The 22,109-nt window shown below is 72.7% G+C and carries 22 protein-coding genes; 12 read left to right on the plus strand and 10 right to left on the minus strand.

From position 1 onward, the window contains the following. Positions 1-25 precede the first annotated feature (25 nt). Both D0T12_RS10470 and D0T12_RS10475 read left to right on the plus strand, forming a co-directional pair. A complete protein-coding gene (locus D0T12_RS10470; protein WP_117399309.1) occupies positions 26-601 on the plus strand; it encodes a DUF3043 domain-containing protein in 576 nt (191 codons plus the stop codon). Between the two features lie 66 nt (positions 602-667). Continuing rightward, positions 668-1,669, plus strand: coding sequence for an aldo/keto reductase family protein (locus tag D0T12_RS10475; RefSeq protein WP_117399310.1), 1,002 nt, complete (start codon positions 668-670; stop codon positions 1,667-1,669). 97 nt (positions 1,670-1,766) lie between these two features. Here D0T12_RS10475 and D0T12_RS10480 read toward each other — a convergent pair whose 3' ends face one another. Then, on the minus strand, positions 1,767-1,973 hold the full coding sequence (locus D0T12_RS10480; RefSeq protein WP_117399311.1) for a hypothetical protein: 207 nt from the start codon (positions 1,971-1,973) through the stop codon (positions 1,767-1,769). A gap of 97 nt (positions 1,974-2,070) precedes the next feature. Next, positions 2,071-2,970 carry a DsbA family protein gene (locus D0T12_RS10485; protein WP_147339470.1) on the minus strand — a complete coding sequence of 300 codons (900 nt, stop codon included), beginning with the start codon at positions 2,968-2,970 and terminating at the stop codon, positions 2,071-2,073. Positions 2,971-3,034: 64 nt separating this feature from the next. On the opposite strand from D0T12_RS10485, the gene D0T12_RS10490 reads away from it, so the two are divergent. After that, entirely contained in the window at positions 3,035-3,979 is a 945-nt protein-coding gene (locus tag D0T12_RS10490) for a bifunctional adenosylcobinamide kinase/adenosylcobinamide-phosphate guanylyltransferase (RefSeq protein ID WP_117399313.1), read from the plus strand. Continuing rightward, positions 3,976-4,746 carry an adenosylcobinamide-GDP ribazoletransferase gene (locus tag D0T12_RS10495; RefSeq protein WP_117399314.1) on the plus strand — a complete coding sequence of 257 codons (771 nt, stop codon included), beginning with the start codon at positions 3,976-3,978 and terminating at the stop codon, positions 4,744-4,746. The genes D0T12_RS10490 and D0T12_RS10495 overlap by 4 nt, the downstream gene beginning before the upstream one ends. Here D0T12_RS10495 and D0T12_RS10500 read toward each other — a convergent pair. The 6 genes from D0T12_RS10500 to D0T12_RS10525 are packed head-to-tail and all read right to left on the minus strand — an operon-like array spanning position 4,730 to position 11,474. Then, a complete protein-coding gene (locus D0T12_RS10500) occupies positions 4,730-7,429 on the minus strand; it encodes a fumarate reductase/succinate dehydrogenase flavoprotein subunit (RefSeq protein ID WP_117399315.1) in 2,700 nt (899 codons plus the stop codon). The genes D0T12_RS10495 and D0T12_RS10500 overlap by 17 nt on opposite strands. After that, positions 7,429-8,244 (minus strand): ABC transporter ATP-binding protein, encoded by an 816-nt coding sequence (locus tag D0T12_RS10505; RefSeq protein ID WP_117399316.1) that lies wholly within the window; start codon positions 8,242-8,244, stop codon positions 7,429-7,431. Before D0T12_RS10505 ends, D0T12_RS10500 begins: the two co-directional genes overlap by 1 nt. Continuing rightward, entirely contained in the window at positions 8,241-9,020 is a 780-nt protein-coding gene (locus tag D0T12_RS10510; RefSeq protein ID WP_117399317.1) for an ABC transporter permease, read from the minus strand. Before D0T12_RS10510 ends, D0T12_RS10505 begins: the two co-directional genes overlap by 4 nt. Beyond that, positions 9,017-10,456 carry an ABC transporter substrate-binding protein gene (locus tag D0T12_RS10515; RefSeq protein ID WP_117399318.1) on the minus strand — a complete coding sequence of 480 codons (1,440 nt, stop codon included), beginning with the start codon at positions 10,454-10,456 and terminating at the stop codon, positions 9,017-9,019. Before D0T12_RS10515 ends, D0T12_RS10510 begins: the two co-directional genes overlap by 4 nt. A 10-nt stretch (positions 10,457-10,466) precedes the next feature. Then, positions 10,467-10,694, minus strand: a complete 228-nt coding sequence (locus D0T12_RS10520) for a 4Fe-4S dicluster domain-containing protein (protein WP_117399319.1) — start codon at positions 10,692-10,694, stop codon at positions 10,467-10,469. Positions 10,695-10,706: 12 nt separating this feature from the next. Continuing rightward, a complete protein-coding gene (locus tag D0T12_RS10525; RefSeq protein WP_233525956.1) occupies positions 10,707-11,474 on the minus strand; it encodes a GntR family transcriptional regulator in 768 nt (255 codons plus the stop codon). A 303-nt stretch (positions 11,475-11,777) separates the two neighbouring features. On the opposite strand from D0T12_RS10525, the gene D0T12_RS10530 reads away from it, so the two are divergent. From D0T12_RS10530 to lipB, 6 genes are all read left to right on the plus strand, one after another. Continuing rightward, entirely contained in the window at positions 11,778-13,256 is a 1,479-nt protein-coding gene (locus tag D0T12_RS10530; RefSeq protein ID WP_117399320.1) for a leucyl aminopeptidase, read from the plus strand. Positions 13,257-13,463: 207 nt separating this feature from the next. Then, positions 13,464-14,855 (plus strand): dihydrolipoyl dehydrogenase, encoded by a 1,392-nt coding sequence (gene lpdA / locus D0T12_RS10535; RefSeq protein WP_117399321.1) that lies wholly within the window; start codon positions 13,464-13,466, stop codon positions 14,853-14,855. Between the two features lie 36 nt (positions 14,856-14,891). Next, positions 14,892-16,400: a 2-oxoglutarate dehydrogenase, E2 component, dihydrolipoamide succinyltransferase gene (sucB, locus tag D0T12_RS10540; RefSeq protein WP_117399322.1), complete on the plus strand. Its 1,509-nt coding sequence runs from the start codon at positions 14,892-14,894 to the stop codon at positions 16,398-16,400. Between the two features lie 213 nt (positions 16,401-16,613). After that, the gene (locus D0T12_RS10545) at positions 16,614-17,501 is read left to right on the plus strand and encodes a TIGR01777 family oxidoreductase (RefSeq protein ID WP_117399323.1); all 888 of its coding nucleotides are present in this window, start codon (positions 16,614-16,616) and stop codon (positions 17,499-17,501) included. Positions 17,502-17,586: 85 nt separating this feature from the next. After that, the gene (locus tag D0T12_RS10550; RefSeq protein WP_117399324.1) at positions 17,587-18,324 is read left to right on the plus strand and encodes a Type 1 glutamine amidotransferase-like domain-containing protein; all 738 of its coding nucleotides are present in this window, start codon (positions 17,587-17,589) and stop codon (positions 18,322-18,324) included. A gap of 36 nt (positions 18,325-18,360) precedes the next feature. Then, positions 18,361-19,092: a lipoyl(octanoyl) transferase LipB gene (gene lipB, locus D0T12_RS10555; RefSeq protein WP_233525957.1), complete on the plus strand. Its 732-nt coding sequence runs from the start codon at positions 18,361-18,363 to the stop codon at positions 19,090-19,092. On the opposite strand, the gene D0T12_RS10560 is transcribed toward lipB, so the two are convergent. Next, complete coding sequence (locus D0T12_RS10560; protein ID WP_117399326.1) at positions 19,062-19,574, minus strand: YfbM family protein; 513 nt, start codon at positions 19,572-19,574, stop codon at positions 19,062-19,064. The genes lipB and D0T12_RS10560 overlap by 31 nt on opposite strands. A gap of 253 nt (positions 19,575-19,827) precedes the next feature. Between D0T12_RS10560 and lipA the strand changes: the two genes are divergently transcribed. Both lipA and D0T12_RS10570 read left to right on the plus strand, forming a co-directional pair. Then, positions 19,828-20,754 carry a lipoyl synthase gene (lipA, locus tag D0T12_RS10565; RefSeq protein WP_117399327.1) on the plus strand — a complete coding sequence of 309 codons (927 nt, stop codon included), beginning with the start codon at positions 19,828-19,830 and terminating at the stop codon, positions 20,752-20,754. Positions 20,755-20,820: 66 nt separating this feature from the next. Continuing rightward, positions 20,821-21,516 carry a DUF4191 domain-containing protein gene (locus D0T12_RS10570; protein ID WP_117399743.1) on the plus strand — a complete coding sequence of 232 codons (696 nt, stop codon included), beginning with the start codon at positions 20,821-20,823 and terminating at the stop codon, positions 21,514-21,516. Positions 21,517-21,560: 44 nt separating this feature from the next. Here the strand turns inward: D0T12_RS10570 and D0T12_RS10575 are convergent, their stop codons facing one another. Beyond that, positions 21,561-22,034 carry an RDD family protein gene (locus D0T12_RS10575; protein WP_117399328.1) on the minus strand — a complete coding sequence of 158 codons (474 nt, stop codon included), beginning with the start codon at positions 22,032-22,034 and terminating at the stop codon, positions 21,561-21,563. Positions 22,035-22,109: the final 75 nt, after the last annotated feature.

Genomic DNA, 22,109 nt, shown 5'->3' on the forward strand with positions numbered 1-22,109 from the left:
TGTTCGCAGCCGGTAGTCTGATCCCGTGTTCAAGCGTCGTACCCAAGAGGCCCCGCCGAATCCTCCTCAGGTAGTAAAGCCGGGAGGCAAGGGGCGTCCCACGCCCAAGCGCAGGGACGCCGAGAAGCTGCGCCGCCAGCCGATCACCGCGCCGGCCAACCGCAAGGAGGCCTACCGGAAGGTCAGGGAGCGGCAGGCGGCCGAGCGCGCCAAGGCCCGCGAGGGGATGGCGAAGGGCGACGAGAAGCACCTGCTCAAGCGCGACAGGGGCCCGGTCAGGCGACTCGCCCGCGACTATGTGGACGCGCGCCGCACCGTCGGCTCCTACCTGATGTACGCCATGTTCGCGGTCGTGCTGCTGAGCATGTTCCCGATCCCGGTGGCCCGGCTGCTGGTGCTGTTCGCGCCGCCGCTGCTGCTCCTGGTGGTGTTCGGCGAGGGCCTGATGCTCAGCCGGGGGGTCAAGAGGCTCGCCGCCGAGCGCTACCCGGAGGAGGACGCCAAGGGCGTCGGGCTGTACGCGGCGATGCGCGCGATGCAGATCCGCCGGCTCCGCGTCCCGAACCCGCAGGTGCGGATCGGCGAGAAGGAGAAGGTCTGACCGGCGGTCCGCGCCGGGCCGATCCGCCCCGAGGACCTCGAACCACGCCCTACTAGGGTCGGGGCCATGGAGTTCCGAAACCTTGGCCGGAGCGGTCTGAAGATCAGCGAGATCGCGTACGGCAACTGGCTCACCCATGGCTCGAGCGTCGAGGAGGACGCCGCGCACGCCTGTGTGCACGCCGCCCTGGACGAGGGCGTCACCACTTTCGACACCGCGGACGTCTACGCCCAGACGCGAGCGGAGGAGGTTCTCGGACGCGCGCTCAAGGGGCAGCGCCGCGAGGGCCTGGAGATCTTCACGAAGGTCTTCTGGCCGACCGGGCCCGGCATGAACGACCGGGGGCTGTCCCGCAAGCACATCGTCGAGTCGATCAACGGTTCCCTCCGCCGCCTCGGCACCGACTACGTGGACCTCTACCAGGCCCACCGGTTCGACCACGAGACGCCGCTGGAGGAGACGCTACGGGCGTTCGACGACCTCGTCCGGCAGGGCAAGGTGCTGTACGTCGGCGTCTCGGAGTGGCGGGCCGAGGAGATCGAACGCGCCCTGAAGATCGCCGACGAGATGGGCCTCGACCGGATCGTCTCCAACCAGCCGCAGTACTCCATGCTGTGGCGGGTCATCGAGGAGGAGATCGTCCCGCTGTGCGAGAGCGAGGGCGTCGGCCAGATCGTCTGGTCGCCGATCGGGCAGGGCGTGCTGACCGGCAAGTACCTCCCGGGCCGGCCGCTGCCGGAGGGGTCGCGCGCCACCGACGCCAAGGGTGGCGCCGACATGATTAGCCGTTACATGAACGACGACCTGCTGACCCGCGTGCAGGAACTGAAGCCGATCGCGGACGAGCTGGGGCTGTCGATGGCTCAGCTCGCGATCGCCTGGACGTTGCAGAACCCGAACGTGTCGGCGGCGATCGTGGGCGCGTCCCGTCCGGAGCAGGTCGCCGACAACGCCAGGGCCGCCGGGGTGAAGCTGGACGCCGACGTGATGAAGCGGATCGACGGCGTCCTCGGCCCCGTCGTCATCCGCGACCCCGCGAAGACGGAGAGCCCGGCCCGCCGGCCCTGACCGGAACCGCCTCGACGAGGGGCGCCTCGGCCGCCGGGCGCCCCTCCCCCCGGCACTCGTTCCGGGGGCACCGGCGGACGCCTTCCGGCTCGCCGGGTCAGCCGGGTTCGCTCGGTTCGTGCAGGCTCATCTCGTACACGACCGTCTCGCCGTCCAGGAGCGTCACGGCGTCGACGGCGTCGGTGCGCAGCCCACGCCAGTTCTCGCCCAGCCAGCTCTCCGCGTCCGCCTGGGTGGAGAAGGTCTCCTCGGACATGCCGACCATGCGCCCGTCCGACTTCTCCAGGCGCCAGCTCCACGCCATCGCGCTCGACCTCCCTTGTCTTGGTGAGACCGGCCTCTCGGCCGTGGGACCTCGTCTCCGGTCTCATCCATCGAAATCCAGCGAATTCCCTCGATGCTCATCCGCCGATCGCCCGGCGCATCGCCTCCGGGGTCTCCATGTCGGACACGCTGAGCGTGTGGCCGTTCACCCGAACGCTGGGCGTGCCCTGGACACCGGACGATATGTAGCCCCGGCTGACGGTCTTCACACTCGCGGCGTGGCGCTGTGACTCGACGCACCTTCGGAAGCCGTCGTCGGTGAGTCCGAGCGGTTCGGCGTAGGAGAGCAGGTCGGCCGTCGAGTACCCCTGGCTGGAGATGCTCGGCGGCTGGTGGGCGTACAGGGCGTCCTGGTAGGACAGCCAGCGTGCGCCGTCACCGACGCAGCGTAGCGCCGACGCGGCGCGCAGGGCGTTGTCGTGCGCCGGTTGGGTGCTCTCACCGAAGATGACCATCGGGTGGAAGACGACCTTGGCGCGCCCGGAGACGGCGAGTTCCTTGAGCATCGGGTCGTGCTTGCGGTCGAAGTCGCCGCAGTGCGGGCAGGCGAAGTCCTCGTAGACGTCGACGACGGGGCTCGTGACGCCGGGCCGGGCCATGGCCAGGCTGCCGTCGGGGAGCGGCGTGGCCTCCGCGCCCCCGGCGATCCGCCCGACCCGCAGCCGGACCTCGCCGTCCCCGCCTCCGCCGCCGTCACCGTCCTGGGCGATCACGAGGACCGCCGCGACCAGGGCCAGCGCCAGGACGACACCGCCGCCGATCAGCGCGACGGCCAGTCCACCGTTCCCGCGTTTCGGCGGCTTTCCGGGCATGCCGGACGGTCCGGGCGGCCAGCCGGGGCCGCCCGGCGGCGGGCCGCCCGGCGGAACGGCGGGCGGGACGGGAGGCGGGGCAGGGGGCGGACCATAGGGCGGTGGCACGCCCGGGCCGGGTCCGGCCGGGCCGCCCGGCCACGGCGCGTTCGGGGGGTTGCTCACCTGGGCCTCCCGACGGGACGTCATGAGCGTTCCCGGTGAGCGTAACCGTAGAGTTCCGATCAAGATGGACATCGAGCTTCGCGGCACCGCCGCACCGGAAGGATGGCCCGCGCCGGGGTGTCGCTGCGCGTCGTGCGGCCGACTGCGCGCCGCCGGGATCCGGCACGAGCCGGTGAGCGCCGTCGTCGACGGCACACCGATGGACGACCTTCCCCGAACGGACGTTCCCGGCGGTTTCGAGGTCCGCGGACCTCGCGGAGGGCGGGTGCTCGTGGCGGCCGGCCCGGGAACCAGACCGGAGCCCACGCCCGGCATGGAGTACGACGCCGTCCTCCTGGACCTGGCCGGTTCCCCGGAACACCTGGGCTACCTGCGCCGCATCGGAGCTGTGACGTCCGAGACCGATGTATGGGCGGTCCACGTCGACCACCGTCTGCCGTCGCCGGCCGAACTGGACCGCCGCATGGCGTTCTGGCGCCGCCCCGACCACGGCCCGCACAGGACACTGCTGCTCGGCGGGACCCGTTCGGGCAAGTCGGCGGAGGCCGAACTGCGCCTGGCGGCGTGCCGGGACGTCCTCTATGTCGCGACCGGCCCCGCCCGTGACGACGACCCGGAATGGGCGGAGCGCGTCACCGCGCACCGGCTCCGCCGCCCGGCCTGGTGGCGGACGGTCGAGACGACGGATCTCGCGGGCGTCCTCGACCGCGAGACCGGCGCGGTCCTCGTGGACGGCATCGGCACATGGCTCGCCGCCACGATGGACGAAGCCGCCGCGTGGGACGACCCGTCCGCGGCGCGACCGCGCCTGGACGACCTGGTCGCGGCGTGGCGGGGAACCCGGGCGCGGGTGGTCGCGGTGAGCGAGGAGGTCGGCCTGTCCCTGGTGCCGACGACGCGGTCGGGACGGGCGTTCGGCGACCTGCTCGGCCGCCTCAACCAGCGGCTCGCGGCCGAGTCCGAGGAGGCGGCGTTGGTCGTGGCCGGACGCGTCACGGAGCTCGGATGATCGCCGGTCTGCGGCTGGCGGTCACGCTGCTCACCATCGTGCCGCTGGGCTCGCGTGCGACGGAGCGGCGGGTGGACCGCGGTATGGCGGGCACGGCGATGCTGCTGGCGCCGTCCGTGGGCCTGCTCACCGGGGGCGCCGCCGCGCTGGTCCTGCTGGCGGGCGACCTGCTGGATCTCAGCCGTCTCCTGGCGGCTGCGCTGGCGGTGGCCGTCATGGCGGCCGTCACGCGGGCCCTGCACCTGGACGGCCTCGCCGATCTCGCGGACGGTCTGGGCAGCGGACGCCCCGCCGCCGACGCCCTGGAGATCATGAAGCGGTCCGACATCGGCCCGTTCGGCGTCGTCACCCTGCTGCTGACCCTTTTGATTCAGGTCGCGGCCCTGGCCGCCGCCCCGGATCCGGTGGCAGCGGTTCTGATCGCGTCCGTCATCGGGCGCCTCGCACTCCCCTGGGCCTGCCGCGTCGGCGTCCCTCCGGCTCGTTCCGGCGGGCTCGGCGCGCTGGTCGCGGGCACGGTTCCGGCACGGGCGGCGTGGGCCGCCACGGCCGCCGTGCTCGTGGTCGCGGCGGCCGTCGGCGCCGCGTTCGGCGGGCCCGGCGGCGCCGTTCGGGCCGCCGCCGCGGTGGTCGTCGCGCTCGGCGCGGCGCTGGCGCTGCTCGGTCACGCGGTGCGGCGGCTCGGCGGCGTGACCGGTGACGTCCTCGGCGCGCTCGTGGAGACAGCCATGACGGCGGCCCTGGTCACCCTCAGCGCGTCTCGCTGAGGGCGAGGCGGGCGTAGGCGCGGACGTCGGCGTCGGAGTCGTCCCGCGCCGCGTCGAGGGCGTCGCGCACCGCCGCGACGTCGCGGAAGGCGCCCAGGGAGATCACCGCGGCCTTGCGGACGTCCTGGTGCGGGTCGTCCAGGGCCTTCACGAGCGGGTCCGCGGCGAGGTCGGGGGACGCGGCGGCCAGCCCTCGCGCGGCGCCGGTGCGGACCTGCCAGGCCGCGTCGTGCAGGGCGTCGACGGCCGCGAGGTCCAGCGGGGCCGGACATCCGATCCCGGCCAGTGCTTCCAGGGCCGCCGCCCTGACCAGGTCGTCCGCGTCGCCGACCAGGTCGCCGAGCGTCCCGGCCCCCGCCGGGTCGCCGATGGCGCCGAGGCCGTGCGCCGCCGCGATCCGGACCTCGCGGGACGCGTCCGTCGCGGCCCGCGCGACCTCGTCCGCGGCGTCATGGGCGACCAGGCCCCGCACGGCCTGGAGCCGGACGCGGTGGTCGGGATCGCCGAGCGCGCCCCCGAACACCGCCCGGTCGCCGAGCCGGAGGGCGCGCAGCACGTCCAGGACGGCGGCGCGGACGACGGCGTCCGCGCCGCCGAGCGCGGGGACGAGGACGTCCCGTACATCGGGCGTCGCGGGCAGCACCTCGACCAGCTCGCGGAGGGCGGTCGCGGCGGCGCGCCGGACGGAGCCGTGCGTGTCGGCGAGCGCGGTCGCCAGGGCGGCGGCGACACCGTCCGGCGCGACCTCGGTGAGCGTCGCGACGGCCGCGCGCCGCACCTTCGGGTCGGGGTCGGCGAGGTAGGCGGCGATGGCGTCGACGCCCGGACCGGTCTCGGCGAGTTCCTGAAGCTCCAGCAGCCGGGGGGAACGTCCGATCGCCGTGGCCGGACGCGCCGTCCGGGTGGATCCCGTCCGGCGCGCGGGCGCGGCGGCGGACGCCGGGCCGAGAACGACCGGTTCGCCGGGCTCCGGGACGGTGAACTCCTCGACGGGCACCAGGTAGGGCGCGACGGGCCGCTTGAGGAACTCCATCGCGCCGTCGTCGCGGCGCCGCAGGTTGAGGTGGTACATCCATGCCGAGTCGTCGCGTTCGGGCAGGTCGGCGCGGTCGTGGTAGAGGCCCCAGCGGCTCTCGGTACGGGTCAGGGACGAGCGGGCGGCCATCTCGGCGCAGTCGCGGATGAACGTGACCTCCACGCAGCGCATCAGCTCGTGCGGGGTCCGCGCGCCCATTCCCGCGATCTCCGTCTCCATGCGGGCGAACGTCTCGACGGCGATGTCGAGCTTCGCCCGCGTCTTGGGCGGCGCGACATAGTCGTTGACGAACCGGCGGAGCTTGTACTCGACCTGCGACTGCGGCGGTCCGTCCGGGTTGCGCAGCGGCCGGTAGATCAGCTCGTGCGCCGCCCGGATCTGGTCCTCGGGCAGCGGCGCGGGCCCGTCCGGAGCGGCGGGCCGGTGGGCGGCGGCGTCCGCGCCCGCGAGGTCCCCGAAGACGAACGCGCCGATCATGTAGTTGTGCGGGACGCACGCCAGATCCCCCGCCGCGTACAGGCCGGGCACGGTCGTGCGGGCGTTCTCGTCCACCCACACGCCGGACGCGGAGTGCCCGCCGCACAGCCCGATCTCGGAGATGTGCATCTCGATGTCGTGGTGGCGGTAGTCGTGGCCGCGGCCGGCGTGGAACGTGCCCCGGGTCGGACGCTCGGTGGTGTGCAGGATGCCTTCGAGGGCCGTCAGGGTCTCGTCCGGCAGGTGGGACAGCTTCAGGTAGATGGGGCCGCGCGCTGAGTCGATCTCGCGTTTCACCTCCGCCATCATCTGACCCGACCAGTAGTCGCAGTCGACGAACCGCGTCCCCTCGGCGTTGACCTGGTACCCGCCGAACGGGTTGGCGACGTAGGCGCACGCGGGTCCGTTGTAGTCCTTGATGAGCGGGTTGATCTGGAAGCACTCGATGCCGCTGAGCTCGGCGCCCGCGTGGTAGGCCATCGCGTGGCCGTCGCCCGCGTTGGTGGGATTCTCGTACGTCCCGTAGAGGTAGCCGGACGCGGGCAGCCCGAGACGCCCGGCCGCCCCCGTCGCCAGGATGACGGCACCGGCCGAGACGGTGACGAACTCGCCGCTGCGGGTGTCGAAGCCCACGGCCCCCACCGCGCGCCCGCCCGACGTCAGGACGCGCACCGGCATGACGCGGTTCTCGATCCGCACCTTCTCCCGGATGGACCGCTGCCGCAGCACCCGGTAGAGCACCTTCTTGACGTCCTTGCCCTCCGGCATGGGCAGGACGTACGAGCCGGAACGATGCACCCTGCGGACCGCGTACTCGCCGTACTCGTCCTTCTCGAACTTCACGCCGTACCGTTCGAGCCGCTTCACCATCGCGAACCCGCGGGTGGCGGTCTGGTGGACGGTCCGCTGGTCGACGATGCCGTCGTTGGCGCGGGTGATCTCGGCGACGTAGTCCTCGGGCGTGGCCTTGCCGGGGATGACCGCGTTGTTGACGCCGTCCATGCCCATGGCGAGCGCGCCCGAGTGCCGGACGTGCGCCTTCTCCAGCAGCAGGACGGACGCGCCGTGCTCGGCGGCGGTGATCGCGGCCATCGTCCCGGCGGTGCCGCCCCCGACGACCAGGACGTCGCAGCTCAGTTCGCGGCGCTCCGCCACGGACGGGATCTCCATCAGACGGCCTCCTTCAGCACGTCGCCTTTCAGCGGCTCGCCCTTCAGCGGCTCGCCCTTCAGCGCGTCGTCCTTCAGCGCGTCGTCCTTCAGCGCGTCGTCCTTCACCGGGTCACCGGCCCCGAGCGCCGCGAGCAGTTCGTCGCGGGACGCGGCACCGTCGAACTCGGCGGCGACACCGGCCGGACGGTCCCGGCCGAGGACGACGACGCGGTGGCCGAGCAGCAGCGCCTCGTCCACGTCGTGGGTGACGAACACCACCGTCGCGGGCGCGTCGGCCAGCACGTCCAGGAGAAGCCGCTGCATGGAGGCGCGGGTCTGCGCGTCCAGGGCGCCGAACGGCTCGTCCATGAGGATCGCCCGGGGCCCGGCGGCGAGGGTCCGGGCGAGCTGGACGCGCTGCCGCATCCCCCCGGACAGTTCGCGCGGCAGCCGCCCGGCGTCGTCGCCGAGGCCCACCCGGGCGAGCCAGCGTTCCGCCTCCGCGCGGCGCCGCCCGCGCGGGACGCGGCGCAGCGCCAGGGCCAGCTCGACGTTGCGGCGGGCGGTGCGCCACGGCAGCAGCGCGTCGTCCTGGAACATCAGCGCCCGGTCCGCGGACGGGCCGGTGATCGGCTCGCCGTCGGCGAGGACGCGCCCGGACATGGCCGGGAGGAGCCCCGCGAACGCCCGCAGCAACGTGGACTTCCCACAGCCGGACGGCCCGAGGACGACGAGCAGCTCCCCCGCCGCCACGTCCAGGTCCAGCCCGCGCACGGCCGGACGTCCGCCGTACCCGAGGGTCACACGCTCCGCGCGCAGCGACAACCCGCTCATGTCCGTTCCCCCTCTCTCGGCAGCCACCGGGTGAGGCGTCGTCCGGCCAGCTCCACCGAGGCGGAGGTGAACCAGCCGAGCAGCCCGATGGTGGCCATCCCGACGAGCACGCCGGGGTAGTCGACGATCGTGTACGCCTGCCAGGTCCGGTAGCCGACACCGAAGTCGCCGGAGATCATCTCGGCGGAGATGACGCAGATCCACGCCACGCCCATGCCGATGGACAGGCCGCCGAACACGCCCGGCAGCACCCCCGGCAGGACGACGCGGAGCAGGACCCCCCACCGCCCGCCGCCGAGCGTGCGGACCGCGTCCTCCCAGACGACCGGGAGCGCCTTCACCGCGTGCCGGGTGCTGACCAGGACGGGGAAGAACGCCGCCGCGAACGTGATGAACACGATGCCCTGCTCGTTCGCCGGGAACAGCAGGATCGCGACCGGGACCAGCGCGATCGCCGGGATCGGGCGGGCCACCTCGAACAGCGGCTGGAGCACGTCCCCCGCCCACCGGGACCGGGCGGTGGCGACGCCGAGCGCCACGCCGAGGACGGCGGCGAGCACGAACCCCGTGAGGATCCGCACGAGGCTCTGCGCGATGTCCTGCCAGTACCGGCCCTGCTCGACTTGACGACCGAACTCGGTGACGACGTCCACCGGGCCGGGGAACCGGTCGAACCGGACCCAGAACCGCAGGTCGGCGGCGGTCACCAGATGCCATACGGCCAGGGCGGCCAGCAGCGACGCCACCCGGACGGGCCATCGGTGCAGGCGGTTCATGCGCGGCGCACCGCCTCGGCGTACGGGACGACCTTCGCTCCGGAGTGCGCCGACACGTACTTCCGCGCGCCCTCGTCCGTCGCGAACGGCTTGAACCGTTGCGCGGCCGGTGCGGACGGGTCCTCCACCCAGACGTCCTTGTCGGCGAACCACCGGGTTCCGGCGGCCGTGTCCGGGATGTACACGGCCCTGATCCGCTTGCCCTCGCCCTGGAGCGCCCGGACGTTCTTCAGGAGGCAGACGGGGTCGGCGGCGGGGCGCGTCTTCGGCTCGCCCTGCACCCACACCTCGCCCGCGGTCCGGGGATCGTCCACCTTCCGCCCGCAGACCGCGTCGGTCCCGACGATGGCCGCGGGGTTGGCCGTGGACGCGACCTGCTCGTCGTAGGCGGCGCCGACCGCCTTCCTGATGTGAGTGTCGTTGACGAACGGGTCCACCTTCAGCGGTGTCTGGATGACGCCGATCGACTTGAGGAAGGGCACGTCCTGGACGAACGCGTCCCGCAGTTCCTTCTTGATGGTCGGGTCGAACGTGGCGACACCGCCCGGACCGTTGTAGAGGTAGACGGTCTCCACCGGCAGGCCCGTCGTGGTCGCCACCGACTGCGCCGCCTCCAGCGGCCGGGAGTGCAGGTGGTTCGTCGCGTCGATCTGCGCGCGGAGGAACGCCTGGAGGATCTCGGGCTTCTCCTCGGCGTACCGCTTGCGGACCACCACGCCGTGGAAGGTCGGCACGTTCAGGTCCCCGCCGTCGTAGAGCAGTTTGGCCTGCCCCTTGTTCACCAGGAGGCCGGGCCAGGCCACGAACTGGGCGAAGGCCGCGGCGGAGCCCGACTGGAGCGCGGAGGCGCCGACGGTCGGCTGCTGGTTCTCGACCTTCACGTCCTTCGCCGGGTCGAGCCCGTACTTGCGGGCGGCCTGCACGAAAGTGCCGTGCCCCGCGGACCCGACACTCGCCGACACGGTCTCACCCTTCAGATCGCGCAGCGTCCGGGCCTTCGAGCCGGGCGCGACCACCACGCTGTTCAGCGAGCCGCGCAGGTTGTAGCCGGTCACCGACACCCATTGGGTCTCGGCGTCGCCGCCCTGCGCCTGAGCGCGCGAGCCGTTGATCAGCAGCGGGTAGTCGCCCATCGAACCGATGTCGATCTTCCCGGCGAGCATCTGCGCGGTGATCGGCGCGCCCGTGTCGTAGTCGCGCCAGACGACGGAGTGCTTCCCGTCCAGTTCCCGCAGACGCTTCTCGAAGAAGCCGAGCGTGCGCAGCAGCGTCCCGGCCGTGACGGTGTTGATGGTCTTCGACTGGTAGCCCACGACGATCTCGCCGGAGCCGCCGCCCGCGGAGGCGTTGCCGGCGACGGTGCAGCCGGTCGCGGCGCCCGCGGCGAGCACCGACACGAGCCCGACGAGGAGGGTTCTTGGCAGCGGAAGTCTCATGGGGGTTCTCTCAGCGCAGGAGGTACGGCATGTTGACGGTCACGGCTCCGGTGGGACAGCGGTCGGCGCAGGGGCCGCAGTACCAGCACTCGTCGACGTGCATGTACGCCTTGCCGGTCTCGGGGTGGACGGCGAGCGCGTCCAGCGGGCAGACGTCGATGCACAGCGTGCAGCCGTCGACGCAGAGGGCCTCGTCCACCGTCACGGGGACGTCGGCGCGGTTCTCCACGAGTGCCATGGGTCTCTCCTGTCAGGGACGGGTGCGGCGGAGGGTGCCGCTCATCGCGATGCGGTCGCCGCGGAACCGGATGAACTCAAGGTCGACCGGCCGGCCGTCGGCGAGGTGGGTGAGGCGTTCGATCATCAGCAGGGCCGCGCCGCGCGGGGCGTCCAGGGTCGCGGCCGAGTGCGGGTCGGCGTTGACGGCCTCCAACGTGACCTCGGCGCGCCCGAGGGGCTGCCCGGCGATCCGTTCGAGGAGCACGAAGATGTCGTTGCGGGCGAGGTCCTCGGCGAGCAGCGGCTCGCCCAGGTCGCGGGCGATGTAGGTGAGGTCGAGGGAGAGCGGCAGCCCGTTCACCCGCCGGATCCGCTCGATGTAGACGACGGGCTCCCCCGGCGGCAGCCGCAGCCGCGCCGTGATCTCCCGGGACGGCGTGATCAGACCCGTGGCGCGGACCTCGTTGTCGACCTCGCCGTGCTCGCGCAGCGTCTCGGCGAGCCCGCGCAGGGGCTCCAGGCCGTGCGGGTACTTCTCGGCGACGGCGAGGGTGCCGACCCCGGGGCAGCGTTCGACGAGGCCCTCGCCGCGCAGCAGGTCCAGCGCCTCCCTGACGGTGTTGCGGGACGTTCCGAACTCCCGGACGAGCTCGGACTCGGAGGGCAGCACCCCGCTGCGGAACTCGCCGTACAGCACCTGGCGGCGCAGCACGTCCGCCACCTGGCGGGCGCGGTCGGCCCGCAACCTCCGGACGTCCGCCAATGTCAACGGCTCGGCGGCAAGGTCGTTCCTGGTCACGGCCGTAAACCTACTAAACAAGTCGGAATAGGTGAATAGAAGGAGGGTTCCGCCACCGCGAATGTCCATGACCCCCCGCGCCACCTGCGGCGCGACGCTCACCCGGCGGCGTTCCGCCACCATTCCGCCACCCGTTCCGCCGCCCGCGCCACCAACCGCGCCACGCCCACGCGGCCGGTCGGGCCGCCGTCGCGCCCTCCGTCACGCCCTCCGTCACGCCCTGGCGGGGACCGCGCCCAGGGACGGGCAAGGCTTGCCCCTAAGGGGCGAAAGCGGTCACCGGTGGGACTAACATCGTGCTACGTGACGAGCATCAGCCTTGACGGCGCAGCCCTGGCAAGCATTGACGTGGACGCCATCGTGATCGGCGTCGTTCCGGCCGGGACGGGCGTCGCGCCGGCCGCGGGATCCGAGGACCTCGACCGGGCGCTGGACGGCAGGCTCGCCGAGGCGCTGGCCGCGCTGGGCGCCACCGGCAAGGCCGGTGAGGTCACCAAACTTCCCGCGCTCGGCGCCGTCACCGCCAAGGTCATCGTGGCCGCCGGGCTGGGCGAGTCGCCGTCGGCCGAGGACGTGCGCCGCGCCGCGGGCGCCGCCGTCCGCTCCCTCGCCGGGAACGCCCGCGTCGCCGTCGCGCTGCCGACCGTGTCCGCCGAGGACGTCGAGGCGGTCGCGCTCGGCGCGCTGCTCGGCGCCTACTCGTTCGACGCCTTCCGCACCGGCGGCGACCACAAGGGCCCGGTCGAGGAGATCCGGTTGCTGGCGCCCGCGTCCGAGGAGGCGACCGTCGAGCGGGCCCGGGTCCTCGCCGACGCCGTCAAGCTGGTCCGCGACCTCGTCAACACCCCGCCGTCCCACCTCGCCCCCGAGGACCTCGCCGCGGAGGCCGGGCGGGTCGCCGGGGAGACCGGCCTCGCCATCGAGGTGCTGGACGAGAAGGCGCTCGTCGAGGGCGGCTACGGCGGCATCGCCGGCGTCGGGCAGGGCTCGGTCAACCCGCCGCGCCTGGTCCGCCTCGCCCACACCCACCCGGAGGCGAGCAAGACCCTCGTGCTGGTCGGGAAGGGCATCACGTTCGACTCCGGCGGCCTGTCCCTCAAGCCGGCCGAGGCCATGGACTGGATGAAGTCCGACATGGGCGGCGCCGCCGCGGTCCTCGGCGCGCTCGCCGCCGTCGCCAGGCTCGGGCTCAAGGTCAACGTGATCGGGTACCTGACCATCGCGGAGAACATGCCGAGCGGCACCGCGCAGCGCCCCTCGGACGTGCTGCGCATCTACGGCGGCAAGACCGTCGAGGTCCTCAACACCGACGCCGAGGGCCGCCTCGTCATGGCCGACGCCCTCGTCCGCGCCGGGGAGGACTCCCCCGACCTGCTCGTGGACGTCGCGACCCTGACCGGCGCGCAGCTCGTCGCGCTCGGCACCCGGACCACCGGCGTCATGGCCAACGACGACGACGTCCGGGAGAAGGTCGTCGCGGCGGCCGAGCGCGCCGGGGAACCGTCGTGGGGCATGCCGCTCCCGGCGGAGCTGCGCAAGGGCCTCGACTCGGCGGTCGCCGACATCGCCAACATCAGCGGCGACCGGTGGGGCGGCATGCTCGTCGCCGGGACGTTCCTCAAGGAGTTCGTGCCGGACGGCGTCAGGTGGGCGCACCTCGACATCGCGGGCCCGTCGTTCAACAAGGGCGAGCCGTACGGCTACACCCCGAAGGGCGGCACCGGCGCCGCCGCCCGCACGCTCGTCCAGATCGCCGAGGACCTCGCCGCCGGAGTCCTGTAGCGAAGTCCGGAACCGGGAACCGGGGGGTCGATCAGGAATTTCTGCGGGGGGACCCGCCCGTCGTCGCGCGAAGTGAGCAGAATAGATTCTCTCGTGGCGGCGGGGGCCCGCACCGGCGCGCCCGCCCGGTCCTCCACCCGAAGGACCCGCACCACCTGAGGGGCGCCTCGACATCCGTGGCGCCACGACCCGGAAAGGGAGCGTCCAGTGGCTGACAACGGCCCCTTCGACATCGTCGTCCTGGGAGCCGGCAGCGGCGGTTACGCGTGCGCGCTGCGCGCCGCCGAGCTCGGCAAGTCCGTCGCGCTGATCGAGAAGGACGAGTCCCTCGGCGGAACGTGCCTGAACCGCGGGTGCATCCCCACCAAGGCGCTGCTGCACGCGGCCGAGGTGGCGGACCAGTCCCGCGAGGCCGCCAAGTTCGGCGTGAAGGCGACGTTCGAGGGCATCGACATCGAGGGCGTGCACGCCTACAAGGACAGGGTCGTCTCGACGACCGTCAAGGGCCTCACCGGGCTCATCAAGGCCAAAGGCATCGAGATCGTGCACGGCGCCGGCCGCCTCACCGGCCCGACCACGGTCGAGGTCACCGGCGCGGACGGCGCCCCCACCGTCGAGGGCCGGCACATCGTGCTCGGCACCGGCTCCGAGCCGAGGTCGCTGCCCGGGCTGGAGATCGACGGGGAGCGCGTCATCTCCAGCGACCACGCGCTGCGCCTCGACCGCGTCCCCGGCTCGGTCGTCATCCTCGGCGGCGGCGTGATCGGGGTCGAGTTCGCGAGCGTGTGGCGCTCGTTCGGCGCGGACGTCACCATCGTCGAGGCCCTCCCCCACCTGCTGCCGCTGGAGGAGGAGTCCAGCTCCAAGCGGCTGGAGCGCGCGTTCCGCAAGCGCGGCATCAAGTTCGAGGTCGGCACCCGCTTCGAGAGCGCCAAGACGACGCAGGGCGGAATCTCCGTCACGCTCCAGGGCGGCAAGACGATCGACGCCGAGCTGCTGCTGGTCGCGGTCGGGCGCGGCCCGGTCTCCGACGGCATCGGCCTGGCCGAGGTCGGCGTCGAGACCGAGCGCGGGTTCGTGAAGGTCGACGAGTACTGCCGGACGAACGTCCCCACGATCTCGGCGGTCGGCGACCTGATCCAGACGCCGCAGCTCGCCCATGTCGGGTTCGCGGAGGGCATCCTCGTCGCCGAGCGGCTGGCCGGGCAGAACCCCGCCTCGATCGACTACGACGGCGTCCCCCGCATCACCTACTCCGATCCCGAGGTGGCCTCGGTCGGCATCACATCCGCCGTGGCCCGCGAGCGCGGGTACGAGATCAAGGAGGTCGTCTACGACCTGGCCGGCAACCCCAAGAGCAAGATCCTCGGGACGCAGGGCGAGGTCAAGGTGATCGCGGCCGTGGACGGTCCCGTCCTCGGCCTGCACATGGTCGGGGCACGCGTGGGCGAGCTCATCACGGAGGGGCAGCTCATCTACAACTGGGAGGCCCTGCCGAGCGAGGTCGCCCAGCTGATCCATCCGCACCCGACCCAGTCCGAGGCGGTAGGCGAGGCCCACCTCGCCCTCGCCGGCAAACCACTGCACGTTCACGGCTGACAAGCCGCACCCGTATTCCGAAGGAGTCGCTGAGACATGCCGGTCTCCGTCACCATGCCCCAGCTCGGCGAGAGCGTCACCGAGGGCACCGTCACCCGCTGGCTCAAGAAGGAGGGCGAGCGCGTCGAGACCGACGAGCCGCTCCTGGAGGTGTCGACCGACAAGGTCGACACGGAGATCCCCTCCCCCGCCTCGGGCGTCCTGACCAGCATCACCGTCGCCGAGGACGAGACCGTCGAGGTCGGCGCCGAACTGGCCGTCATCGGCGATGAGGGCGACGCGCCGTCCGGCGGCGGCGCACCCGCCGAGCAGCAGGAGGAGGCGCCCGCCGCGCCGCAGGCCCAGGCCGAGCAGCCGCCCGCCGCGCAGCAGCAGGGCCCGCCGCCCGCGTCGTGGCCGCCGCCCGCGCAGGAGCAGCCGCCCGCGCCGCCGTCCCCGGCGCCCGCGCCGCAGCAGCAGGCCCCGCAACAGCAGGCCCCGCAGCAGCCGTCCGCGCCGGAGCCGGCGCCCGCGGCGCAGCAGCAGCCCGCCGCGCCCGAGCGGGCCGAGGCGCCGTCCGGCGACGGACCGTACGTCACGCCGCTGGTGCGCAAGCTCGCCGCCGAGCACAACGTCGACCTGGGCACGGTCAAGGGCACCGGCGTCGGCGGACGCATCCGCAAGCAGGACGTCCTGGAGGCCGCACGCGCCGCCCAGCAGGCGGCCCAGCAGACCGCTCCTCCGGCGGCGCCCGCTCCGGCGCCCGCCGCCGCGCCGCAGGCCCCGGTCGGGCGGCACGCGGCCCCCGTGCCCGCGGGCGCGCCCGCCGAGCAGCTCGCGCTGCGCGGCCGGACGGAGAAGATGTCGCGGATGCGGCAGACGATCGCCCGCCGCATGGTGGAGTCGCTGCAGGTGTCCGCGCAGCTCACCACCGTCGTCGAGGTGGACATCACCAAGATCGCGCGGCTGCGGGAGCAGGCGAAGGCCGACTTCCAGGCCCGGGAGGGCGTCAAGCTGTCGTTCCTGCCGTTCTTCGCGCTGGCGACGGTCGAGGCGCTCAAGGCGCACCCGAAGCTGAACGCCGTCATCAACGCGGAGACGAACGAGGTCACCTACCACGAGGTGGAGAACCTCTCCATCGCGGTGGACGTCCCCGAGCGCGGCCTGATGGTCCCCGTCGTGCACAACGCGGGGCAGCTCAACCTCGGCGGCCTCGCGCAGCGGATCGCCGACCTCGCCGAGCGCACCCGCACCAACAAGGTGAACCCGGACGAGCTGGCGGGCGGCACGTTCACGCTGACCAACACCGGCAGCCGCGGCGCGCTGTTCGACACCCCGATCCTGAACCAGCCGCAGGTCGCGATGCTCGGCACCGGCGCCGTCGTGAAGCGTCCCGCCGTCATCGACGACCCGGAGATCGGCGAGGTCATCGCGGTGCGGTCGATGGTGTACCTGGCGCTGACCTACGACCACCGGCTGATCGACGGCGCGGACGCCGCGCGCTTCCTCGCCACGATCAAGCACCGGCTGGAAGAGGGCAACTTCGAGTCCGAGCTGGGCCTGTGACCGTCTGACGGGCATCCGGCTTCCACCGGCACCGGACCCCGCCGCGGCATCCGCCGCGGCGGGGTTCTTTTTCTTCGGGTCCGCGCACCCCGCCACGAATCGTGCCCGTCCGGGCTCTCACCAGCGAAGACTGGCCCGAAAGCGAAGGCCGCTGACCCGAAAACGCGTGAGATTCTCAGCGGACGGCGGCGCCGTTCGGCCTAGGGTGGACCCATGAGGGTCACCATCACGGGCTCGTCGGGCCTGATCGGCTCGGCGCTGGTGCGGTCGCTGCGCGCGGACGGCCACGAGGTCGTCCGGCTGATCCGGAGGGAACCGACCCGGTCGGACGAGGCGCGCTGGTCTCCCGCGGACGGCTGTGTCGAGGCGGCGTCGCTGGACGGCGCGGACGCGGTCGTGCACCTGGCCGGAGCCGGGATCGGCGACCGGCCATGGACGAAGGCATACAAACGGAAGATCCGGGACAGCCGGCTGACCGGCACCCGGACGATCGCGGAGGCCATCGCCACCGCGAGCCGCCGGCCGCCCGTGCTGGTCTGTGGGTCCGCGATCGGCTACTACGGCGACACCGACGGGCGGGAGGTCGACGAGAAGGCCCCCGCCGGACGCGGGTTCCTCGCCGCGCTCGTCCGCGACTGGGAGGCCGCCGCCGCCCCGGCCAGGGAGGCCGGCGTCCGCGTCGTCCACCCGCGCACGGGCGTCGTCCTCACCCGTGACGGCGGCCTGCTCGGCTCCACGCTCCCCCTGTTCCGGCTCGGTCTCGGCGGCAGGCTCGGCGACGGCGACCAGTGGACGAGCTGGATCTCCATCCACGACCAGGTCGCGGCGCTGCGGTTCCTCATCGAGAACGAGATCGCCGGGCCGGTCAACCTCACCGCCCCGAACCCGGTGACGAACGAGGACTACACCCGGGCGCTCGGCCGCGTCCTGAACCGGCCGACGCGGGTGACCGTCCCGAAGGTCGCGTTGCGGACCGCGCTGCGCGATCTCGCCGACGAGGGGCCTCTGATCAGCCAGCGGGTCGTGCCGCGGCGGCTGGAGGAGGCCGGGTTCCGCTTCGCGCACGAGGACGTCGACTCGGCCCTGCGCGCCGTGCTCTGACTTCCAAGAAACGCCAAAGTCCCAGCTGAATCCGCTCGGTGGTCGTACGGTGACGGTGAGACAGCCCGACCTACGAGGAGGGTGAATGAGCACCGACGGACAGCCGCACATCCTCGCGATCGGCGGAGGGAGCTTCGTCCCGGACGGACGGGACGGCCACACACCGAGCCCGCTGCTGCGCTACGCGTTCGACCTGACCGGCCAGGACCGTCCCAGGGTCTGCTTCCTGACGACGGCGGTCGGCGACGGCGCCGAGCACGTCTCCCGGCTCTACGCCGCGTTCTCCTCGATGGACGCCGAGGTCGGCCATCTGGCGCTGTTCCCGATGCCCAACGTCACGGACGTTCGCGCCCACCTGCTCAACCAGGACCTGGTGTACGTGTCCGGCGGCAGCGCCGCGAACCTGCTCGCCCTGTGGCGGCTGCACGGGCTGGACGAGATCCTGCTGGAGGTGTGGCAGGAGGGCGTGGTGCTGTCCGGGCAGAGCGCGGGCGCGCTGTGCTGGCACGTCGGCGGCGGAACCGACTCGTTCGGACCGCGGCTGCGGCCGCTGACCGACGGGCTCGGGTTCCTGCCGTTCTCGTGCGGCGTCCACTACGACAGCGAGCCGCAGCGCCGCCCGCTGCTCCAGCAGCTCGTCGGCGAGGGGACGCTGCCGAGCGGCTACGCGGCCGACGAGGGCGTCGCGCTGCACTACGTCGGCGCCGAGTTCGTCCAGGCCGTCTCCTACCGGAAGGACGCGGGCGCGTACCGCGTCGAACCGGACGGACCGGGCACGGCGAAGGAGTTCCGGCTGGAGCCCCGGCTGCTGGCATCCCCGTAGGCGCCGATCGTTCCGCGAGGCCGTAGGCTGGCTCGTGTGAGCGATGTGGGCGTACGCGAGCTTGTGGTGGTGCACGCGGGGTTCGGCGCGGCGGCCGTCCCTTACGAGGAGGGGTGGGAGCTGCAACGACGCACCCACGCCCTGCGGGTCGACGACGCGATCCCCGACACCGTCCTGCTCATGGAGCATCGGCCCGTCTACACGGCGGGCAAGCGGACCGCGCTCGCCGACCGGCCGCTCGGCGACCCCGGCGCCCCGGTCGTAAACGTGGACCGCGGCGGCAAGATCACTTGGCACGGTCCGGGGCAGCTCACCGGCTACCCGATCGTCCGGCTGACCGACCCGAGGGACGTCGTCGGCTACGTCCGGCTGCTGGAGCGGATGATGATGGACGTCTGCGCCGAACTCGGCCTGGCGACCGTCACGGTGGAGGGACGCAGCGGCGTCTGGGTGCCCGGCGCCCCCGACCGCAAGATCGGCTCGATCGGGATCCGGGTGGCGCGGGGCGTCGCGATGCACGGGTTCATGCTGAACTGCGACAACGATCTGGGCTGGTTCGACAAGATCGTCCCCTGCGGGATCCGGGACGCGGGGTCCACGAACCTCAGCCGGGAGCTCGGGCGGGACGTCACGGTCGCCGAGGTCGTGCCGCGGGTGGAGCGGCACCTGGCCGCGGTGCTCGGCGCGGACGGCACCCTGCACCGCACGACGGCCCAGCTGGAGGCCCTGCGGGGCGCTCAGCCCGCGGCGGCGGCCATCACCTTGTAGACGGCCTGGCCTTCGGTCGCGGCGGCCTGGAAGAACTGCGTAAGGCCCCGGTAGGCGGGTTCTAGGACCCGGTCGCGGGCGGCGGCGTCGAGCCGGTCCGCGTCCTGGACCCCGGCCTCGCTCATCGCCGCGGGGTCGTAGCGTCCGGCGAGCTCGGTGAACGGCGTCGCGACGAGATGGTCGGCGGCGGGCTTCACCCGGTCCGGCGCCAGGTAGATCACGTCCATGCCGAGTTCGTCCGCGCCGTCCTCGGTGAGCAGCCGCCCGCCGCACACGATGTCCGACTCGGGCTGGCGTCCCTCCCACGGGTCGCCGGTGCAGAGGTAGTGCATCGCCTGCCACGCCCGGCCGATGTCGAACAGCGCGGCCGCGCCGCGGCGACGCCAGTGGGCGTCGCCGAAGATGTGGCGGGCGATCCGGCCGGGATCGGGCTCGCCTTCCAGCACCGGCGGCACCCTGAGGTACGACATTGCCAGGCCCACTGCGGTCCTCCTGCTGACGCTGTTGCGTGACGACAGGGAGTCACCTTAGAGAGGTCCACCGTGGTCCACGGCCGAAACGACACGAATCGACCGGGCGGCGAAGGTACTGTCATACGTTCGATACCGCACCGATACGGCTTCGAGCCCCGCCGGACGGCCCCGGCCCGGTGCCGTGCGCCGGAAGACGAAGCCACCATATGCCCGGAACGGCCCGGTGTGCCGATGCCGCTGACCGGGACGTACGCTGGGACCCGTGACGACGGTGACACCTGAGGGACGCAGGCTACTTCGCGTCGAGGCACGCAACAGCCAGACCCCCATCGAACGCAAGCCCGACTGGATCAAGACGCGGCTGAAGATGGGCCCGCAGTACCGGGAGCTCAGCGGCCTGGTGAAGGCGGAGGGCCTGCACACGGTGTGCCAGGAGGCCGGCTGTCCCAACATCTACGAGTGCTGGGAGGACCGCGAGGCCACGTTCCTCATCGGCGGTGACCAGTGCACCCGGCGCTGCGACTTCTGCCAGATCGACACCGGGAGACCCGCCGAGCTCGACCGTGACGAGCCGCGCCGCGTCGCCGAGTCCGTCGCGACGATGGGCCTGAAGTACGCGACCGTGACCGGCGTCGCCCGCGACGACCTGGACGACGGCGGCGCCTGGCTGTACGCCGAGACCGTCCGGGCGATCCACGCCGCGGTCCCCGGCTGCGGCGTCGAACTGCTGATCCCGGACTTCAACGCCGTCCCCGAGCAGCTCGCCGAGGTGTTCTCGTCCCGCCCGGAGGTCCTGGCGCACAACGTGGAGACCGTTCCGCGGATCTTCAAGCGGATCCGTCCCGCGTTCCGCTACGAGCGTTCCCTTGAGGTCATCACCCGCGCCCGCGAGGACGGCCTGGTCACCAAGTCGAACCTCATCCTCGGCATGGGCGAGACCCGCGAGGAGGTCTCGCAGGCCCTGCGTGACCTGCACGAGGCGGGCTGCGAGCTGATCACGATCACCCAGTATCTGCGGCCGAGCGCCCGCCACCACCCGGTGGAGCGGTGGGTGAAGCCGGAGGAGTTCGTGGAGCTGTCCGCCGAGGCGGAGGAGATCGGCTTCGCCGGTGTCATGTCCGGGCCGCTGGTGCGCTCCAGCTACCGCGCCGGCCGCCTCTACCGGCAGGCCGTCGAGGCGCGGGCGTAGTTCGGGAGCCGCCCGGACGTCCAGGGGCTGTCGGGACGGCGGCCCGACCCGACTATTCTTGTGTCCATGTCGAAAACGCCCACGGACGAGGCCCAGGAGCGTCCGGGCCGCCTCAAGCAGATCCGCATGGTCGCGCAGGTGCTCCGGCAGGCCGACCCGAAGGCCCTGCCGATCGTGTTCGCCTCCGCGCTCGGCACCCTGGTCGTCGTCGTCCTCATCGGGCTGATCTTCGACCAGCTGTGGTTCTTCATCCCGCTGGGCGTCCTGGCGTCCCTCGCCGTCGGCATGATCGTCTTCGGTCAGCTGGCGCAGCGCGCGCAGTACAAGGTGATCGCCGGGCAGCCGGGCGCGGCCGCCGCGATCCTGAAGAACATGCGCGGCAACTGGACGGTCACCGAGGCCGTCAGCGGGAACCGCAACCTCGACATGGTGCACCGCGCGGTGGGACGTCCCGGCGTGGTCCTGGTCTCGGAGGGTCCGCGCAACCGCGTCGGGCCGCTCCTCGGCGCCGAGAAGAAGCGGCTCTCCCGCGCCGCGCAGCAGGTGCCGATCTATGACGTGCAGGTCGGCACCGACGAGGGCCAGATCCCCGTGGACCGCCTCCAGCGCCACCTGATGAAGCTGCCCCGCAACCTCACCAAGGGGCAGGTGGCGGAGCTGAACGACCGGTTGCAGGCGCTTCCCCGGTCGATGCAGATGCCGAAGGGGCCCATTCCCAAGGGCGCGAAGATGCCGAAGGGCCCGAAGCCGAAGATGCGCTGACCTCACGGGGGCGCCCCTTTCGGGGCGCTTCCGCCCAGAGGTCCTCAGAGTGTGACGACGACGGTGTTGCTCGCCCGGTCGTGGAGCCCCCGGTAGTCGCGGTCCCACAGGAGCGCGGGCACGACCAGGACCAGCAGCAGCGTCCTGGCCAGGGCCCAGCCGAGGCCGACGGGCCGTCCGTCCAGCCGGGCGACGCGGACACCGCAGATCCGCTTGCCGATCGTCACGCCGATGAACGCGGTCAGCACCCACGTCTGGAGCGCGAAGATGATCAGGGTCCACATGCTGCGCTCCGCCGGGTTCCAGCCGAACGACCGCGCCAGGAGGCTCGCGACCAGCATCGACAGGCCCCAGTCGATGAACAGCGCGACCACCCGCCGACCGTAGGGGGCGACGGCGCCGCTACCGCTCTCGGGGAGGTTGAGCCGCTCCCCCGGCTTCCCGAGATCGACCCCTGCCGAGGGCGCCCCGCCGAGCCACGTCTGTGTCCACCGCGGCCCGCCTTTACCACTGCTCATGGCCTCTACGCTATCCCGTCGCCCGGTGAGCCCGGACCCGGCTCCCGCCGGGCGCGTAACACGGCGGAAACATAT

The organism is Actinomadura spongiicola (genome assembly GCF_003432485.1).
GTDB lineage: Bacteria > Actinomycetota > Actinomycetes > Streptosporangiales > Streptosporangiaceae > Spirillospora > Spirillospora spongiicola.

Excerpts from the sequence above, each read along its gene's own strand:
- D0T12_RS10500 (WP_117399315.1), bottom strand. The coding sequence starts at position 7,429 with ATGGAGATCCCGTCCGTGGCGGAGCGCCGCGAACTGAGCTGCGACGTC.
- D0T12_RS10570 (WP_117399743.1), top strand. The coding sequence starts at position 20,821 with ATGTCGAAAACGCCCACGGACGAGGCCCAGGAGCGTCCGGGCCGCCTC.
- D0T12_RS10550 (WP_117399324.1), top strand. The coding sequence starts at position 17,587 with ATGAGCACCGACGGACAGCCGCACATCCTCGCGATCGGCGGAGGGAGC.
- sucB (WP_117399322.1), top strand. The coding sequence starts at position 14,892 with ATGCCGGTCTCCGTCACCATGCCCCAGCTCGGCGAGAGCGTCACCGAG.
- D0T12_RS10495 (WP_117399314.1), top strand. The coding sequence starts at position 3,976 with ATGATCGCCGGTCTGCGGCTGGCGGTCACGCTGCTCACCATCGTGCCG.
- D0T12_RS10510 (WP_117399317.1), bottom strand. The coding sequence starts at position 9,020 with ATGAACCGCCTGCACCGATGGCCCGTCCGGGTGGCGTCGCTGCTGGCC.
- D0T12_RS10545 (WP_117399323.1), top strand. The coding sequence starts at position 16,614 with ATGAGGGTCACCATCACGGGCTCGTCGGGCCTGATCGGCTCGGCGCTG.
- D0T12_RS10520 (WP_117399319.1), bottom strand. The coding sequence starts at position 10,694 with ATGGCACTCGTGGAGAACCGCGCCGACGTCCCCGTGACGGTGGACGAG.
- D0T12_RS10515 (WP_117399318.1), bottom strand. The coding sequence starts at position 10,456 with ATGAGACTTCCGCTGCCAAGAACCCTCCTCGTCGGGCTCGTGTCGGTG.
- D0T12_RS10475 (WP_117399310.1), top strand. The coding sequence starts at position 668 with ATGGAGTTCCGAAACCTTGGCCGGAGCGGTCTGAAGATCAGCGAGATC.
- D0T12_RS10505 (WP_117399316.1), bottom strand. The coding sequence starts at position 8,244 with ATGAGCGGGTTGTCGCTGCGCGCGGAGCGTGTGACCCTCGGGTACGGC.
- D0T12_RS10490 (WP_117399313.1), top strand. The coding sequence starts at position 3,035 with ATGGACATCGAGCTTCGCGGCACCGCCGCACCGGAAGGATGGCCCGCG.
- D0T12_RS10575 (WP_117399328.1), bottom strand. The coding sequence starts at position 22,034 with ATGAGCAGTGGTAAAGGCGGGCCGCGGTGGACACAGACGTGGCTCGGC.
- D0T12_RS10480 (WP_117399311.1), bottom strand. The coding sequence starts at position 1,973 with ATGGCGTGGAGCTGGCGCCTGGAGAAGTCGGACGGGCGCATGGTCGGC.